Here is a 3,158-nt window from a genome sequence, read left to right on the forward strand (position 1 = left end):
GGTAGGAAGTCTGTCAAACCAAGAAGCAGCTCAGTTGCTAGCAAGCGACGGTATGTTGTTAAAACGCCCCATTTTAGTAGAAAATGGAACTGTTAAGCAAATCGGTTATCGAAAACCTTATGAAGAATTGGGATTGAAATAGTTTTTATCTATCTCTTTGATAGATAAAATATATAACCTCCCTGTTTCAAAGTATGATAAACTAGTAGGTAGACAAAGTCTGTATCTGACCGTAGCAAATAATTTCATTGACGGCAGAAGTATGGTAGAATGAATCATTATCAGGAGAGGATGTTTTTATGAATGTTACAACGATTTTAGCATCAGATTGGTACCAAAACTTGATGCAATTGATTCCGGATGGCAAGCTTTTTAGCTTGCGTTCGGTCTTTGATGGAATTCCGAGAATTGTCCAACAACTTCCAACAACGATTATGTTGACAATTGGTGGTGCCCTTTTTGGCTTGGTTTTGGCCCTTCTTTTTGCCATTGTGAAAATCAATCGTGTCAAAATTTTATATCCCTTGCAGGCCTTCTTTGTTAGTTTCTTAAAAGGGACACCGATTTTGGTGCAACTCATGTTGACCTACTACGGAATCCCTTTGGCTTTGAAAGCTCTCAATCAGCAATGGGGTACTGGTCTCAATATCAATGCTATTCCAGCCGCTGCTTTTGCAATTGTTGCCTTTGCCTTTAATGAAGCAGCTTATGCCAGTGAAACCATTCGCGCAGCCATTCTCTCAGTCAATCCTGGTGAGATTGAGGCGGCACGCAGTCTGGGGATGACCCGAGCACAAGTTTATCGTCGCGTAATTATTCCAAATGCAGCAGTTGTGGCAACTCCAACCTTAATCAATTCCCTAATCGGCTTGACCAAGGGAACTTCCCTAGCCTTCAGTGCGGGTGTTGTGGAAGTCTTTGCCCAAGCTCAGATTTTGGGTGGTGCCGATTATCGTTATTTTGAACGCTTCATCTCCGTTGCCCTTGTTTATTGGGTAGTCAATATCGGAATTGAAAGCCTCGGTCGTTTCATCGAGAGAAAAATGGCTATTTCTGCACCTGATACAGTGCAAACAGATGTGAAAGGAGACCTTCGTTAATGATTAAGATTTCGAATTTAAGCAAATCCTTTTCAGGACAGACTGTCTTGGATCATCTGGACTTGGATATTCAAAAAGGGGAAGTTGTAGCCTTGATTGGTTCTTCAGGAGCTGGGAAATCAACTTTTCTTCGTAGTCTCAATTATCTTGAAACACCTGACAGTGGCTCGATTCAGATTGATGATTTCTCAGTTGATTTTTCTAAAATCACTCAAGAAGAAATCCTTGCCCTACGTCGCAAGCTGTCTATGGTTTTCCAACAGTTTAATTTGTTTGAACGCCGCACAGCACTTGATAATGTGAAAGAAGGCTTGGTTGTTGTCAAGAAATTGTCTGATCAAGAAGCGACTAAGATTGCCAAGGAAGAGTTGGCTAAGGTTGGGCTTTCTGTTCGTGAAAACCATTATCCTCGCCATTTATCAGGTGGACAGAAGCAACGGGTTGCCTTAGCGCGTGCGCTTGCTATGAAACCAGATGTTTTGCTCTTAGACGAACCAACTTCAGCCCTTGACCCAGAATTGGTCGGTGAAGTAGAAAAGTCTATTGCAGATGCTGCTAAGTCAGGTCAAACCATGATTTTGGTCAGTCATGACATGTCCTTTGTAGCCCAAGTGGCTGATAAGATTCTCTTCTTAGATAAGGGGAAAATCATCGAGTCTGGAACACCGGATGAGATTATCCACCATCCTAAAGAAGAGCGGACAAAAGAATTCTTCGCTAGTTACAAACGGACTTATATTTGATATAATAGATAAAGAAAAACTCAGTTAGCTGGACTAGCTGAGTTTACTCTTTAAAAAAGATAGAAATGAGAGAAATCATGCTACTGCAACTATTTTCTTTATATTTCGAGAGTTTGATCTTGACCACCATCCTCGTCCTGATTTTTTTAGGGATTTGGATTGGACTGAGAGCCATGTCGGGAATTGATAAGACAGCCAAGGCTCGCCAAGCCCATCTCTATGATATGATTATGATTGGGGTCTTGGTTGTTCCAGTATTATCCTTTGCGGTTATGAGTTTAATTCTTGTTTTCAAAGCATAATCCTTGCTTGATTGACAAGAAAGAGTTAGAATAAAGATAGTTACAACAAGAAAGAAGGAATTTATATGTACGATACTATTATTATCGGTGCTGGACCTGCAGGGATGACTGCGGCCTTGTATGCTGCTCGAAGCAATCTGAAAGTAGCCTTGATTGAAGGTGGTCTGCCAGGTGGTCAGATGAATAATACATCGGATATTGAAAATTACCCTGGATACGCTAATATTAGTGGGCCAGAATTGGCAGAAAAAATGTTTGAACCGCTTGAAAATCTTGGTGTTGAGCATATTTATGGTTATGTTGAAAATGTAGAAGACCATGGTGATTTTAAGAAAGTGATGACTGATGATCAAACATATGAAACACGTACCGTTATCGTAGCAACTGGTTCTAAACACCGTCCTTTGGGAGTACCTGGAGAAGAAGAACTGAACAGTCGTGGTGTTTCTTACTGTGCTGTGTGTGATGGTGCTTTCTTCCGTGACCAAGATTTATTGGTAGTCGGTGGTGGAGATTCGGCTGTTGAAGAAGCCCTCTTCTTGACTCGTTTTGCTAGGACTGTTACCATTGTTCACCGTCGTGACCAACTTCGTGCTCAAAAGCTTTTACAAGACCGCGCCTTTGCGAATGAGAAAATCAGCTTTATCTGGGATTCTGTAGTTAAGGAAATCAAGGGTGAAAACCGAGTAGAATCTGTCGTATTTGAAAATGTGAAAACAGGTCAAGTGACAGAACAAGCCTTCGGTGGCGTCTTTATCTATGTTGGATTGGACCCTCTTAGCGATTTTGTTAAAGAATTGAATATCCAAGATCAGGCTGGTTGGATTGTGACAGATAATCACATGAAAACTGCAGTTGACGGTATCTTTGCAGTTGGAGATGTTCGCCAGAAAGACCTTCGCCAAGTAACAACAGCAGTTGGAGATGGAGCTATCGCTGGTCAAGAAGCCTATAAATTTATCACAGAACATAGTTAATTATAAAAACGCATAGTATCAGATTTAAAAAATTTG

General features: G+C 41.0%; 5 protein-coding genes. All 5 read left to right on the plus strand.

Annotated features, from left to right (window positions below):
• A partial coding sequence (locus tag QZ359_RS07150) for an ArsC/Spx/MgsR family protein (RefSeq protein WP_293964961.1) occupies window positions 1-142 on the plus strand: 142 nt, incomplete at its 5' end.
• Window positions 143-299: 157 nt separating this feature from the next.
• The gene (locus tag QZ359_RS07155) at window positions 300-1,100 is read left to right on the plus strand and encodes an amino acid ABC transporter permease (RefSeq protein WP_001103449.1); all 801 of its coding nucleotides are present in this window, start codon (window positions 300-302) and stop codon (window positions 1,098-1,100) included.
• Window positions 1,100-1,843: an amino acid ABC transporter ATP-binding protein gene (locus QZ359_RS07160; RefSeq protein WP_293964955.1), complete on the plus strand. Its 744-nt coding sequence runs from the start codon at window positions 1,100-1,102 to the stop codon at window positions 1,841-1,843. The genes QZ359_RS07155 and QZ359_RS07160 overlap by 1 nt, the downstream gene beginning before the upstream one ends.
• A gap of 77 nt (window positions 1,844-1,920) precedes the next feature.
• On the plus strand, window positions 1,921-2,145 hold the full coding sequence (locus QZ359_RS07165; RefSeq protein WP_218773778.1) for a DUF4059 family protein: 225 nt from the start codon (window positions 1,921-1,923) through the stop codon (window positions 2,143-2,145).
• 65 nt (window positions 2,146-2,210) lie between these two features.
• On the plus strand, window positions 2,211-3,122 hold the full coding sequence (gene trxB, locus QZ359_RS07170; protein ID WP_293964959.1) for a thioredoxin-disulfide reductase: 912 nt from the start codon (window positions 2,211-2,213) through the stop codon (window positions 3,120-3,122).
• The last annotated feature ends 36 nt before the right edge of the window (window positions 3,123-3,158 follow it).

Origin of the sequence: Streptococcus sp. (assembly GCF_019414905.1) — a bacterium.
Classification (GTDB): domain Bacteria; phylum Bacillota; class Bacilli; order Lactobacillales; family Streptococcaceae; genus Streptococcus.